We start from the raw sequence: 1,361 nt of genomic DNA, 5'->3' as shown, positions 1-1,361 counted from the left end.
AAAAAACGCCGCTCATCTCACGATGGGCGGCGTTTTTTATTGCCTTGCAGCGTTAGGCTTGAACGACCGGTATCTTGGCGTTCGCAGCAGCTTCACGGAACTCGGCGATCTGGTCGAAGGACAGGTAGCGGTAGACATCGGCCGCCATGCTGTCGATCTTGCCAGCGTATTCCATGTACTCCTCGACGGTCGGCAGGCGACCCAGGATCGAAGCAACGGACGCCAGCTCGGCCGAGGCCAGGTAGACGTTCGCGCCGTCGCCCAGACGGTTCGGGAAGTTACGGGTCGACGTGGAGACCACGGTGCTGTTCGGCTCAACGCGAGCCTGGTTACCCATGCACAGCGAGCAGCCTGGCATTTCCATGCGTGCGCCAGCCTTGCCGTAGATGCCGTAGTAGCCTTCTTCGGTCAGTTGGTGAGCGTCCATCTTGGTCGGCGGCGACAGCCACAGACGGGTTGGCAGCTGACCCTTGACCTGATCCAGCAGTTTACCGGCAGCGCGGAAGTGACCGATGTTGGTCATGCACGAACCGATGAACACTTCGTCGATCTTCTCGCCAGCAACGCTGGACAGCAGACGGGCGTCGTCCGGATCGTTCGGCGCGCAGAGCACAGGCTCGTTGATCTCGGCCAGATCGATTTCGATGACTTCGGCGTATTCGGCGTCGGCATCGGCTTCCATCAGTTCAGGATTGGCGATCCAGGCTTCCATCGCTTGAGCGCGGCGTTCCAGGGTACGCGCATCGCCGTAGCCTTCGCCGATCATCCAGCGCAGCAGGGTGATGTTGGACTGCAGGTACTCGGTAATCGACTCTTTCGACAGCTTGATGGTGCAACCGGCAGCCGAACGTTCGGCCGAGGCGTCGGACAGTTCGAACGCCTGCTCCAGGGTCAGACCTTCCAGGCCTTCGATTTCCAGGATGCGGCCGGAGAAGGCGTTTTTCTTGCCTTTCTTCTCGACGGTCAGCAGACCGTTCTGGATAGCGAAGTACGGAATGGCATGAACCAGGTCACGCAGGGTGATGCCAGGTTTCATCTTGCCTTTGAAGCGCACCAGGATCGATTCCGGCATGTCCAGCGGCATGACGCCAGTGGCAGCGGCGAACGCGACCAGACCGGAACCGGCCGGGAACGAGATGCCCATCGGGAAACGGGTGTGCGAGTCACCACCGGTACCGACGGTGTCCGGCAGCAGCATGCGGTTCAGCCACGAGTGGATGATGCCGTCGCCCGGACGCAGGGAAACGCCGCCGCGGGTCATGATGAAGTCAGGCAGGGTGTGGTGGGTGGTCACGTCGATCGGCTTTGGATAGGCCGCGGTGTGGCAGAACGACTGCATCACCAGATCAGCGGAGAAGCCC

Annotated in this window: 1 protein-coding gene; it reads right to left on the bottom strand. The window is 61.1% G+C overall.

Going from position 1 to position 1,361, the window contains the following annotated elements:
* Window positions 1-52 precede the first annotated feature (52 nt).
* A partial coding sequence (locus OQK_RS26580) for a bifunctional aconitate hydratase 2/2-methylisocitrate dehydratase (RefSeq protein ID WP_038861830.1) occupies window positions 53-1,361 on the bottom strand: 1,309 nt, incomplete at its 5' end.

The sequence above is a fragment of the Pseudomonas sp. R62 genome, from assembly GCF_000257605.1.
Taxonomy (GTDB): Bacteria; Pseudomonadota; Gammaproteobacteria; order Pseudomonadales; family Pseudomonadaceae; genus Aquipseudomonas; species Aquipseudomonas atacamensis.
Note: the sequence above shows the minus strand (reverse complement) of the source record. Positions and strands in the feature narration are given on the sequence as shown.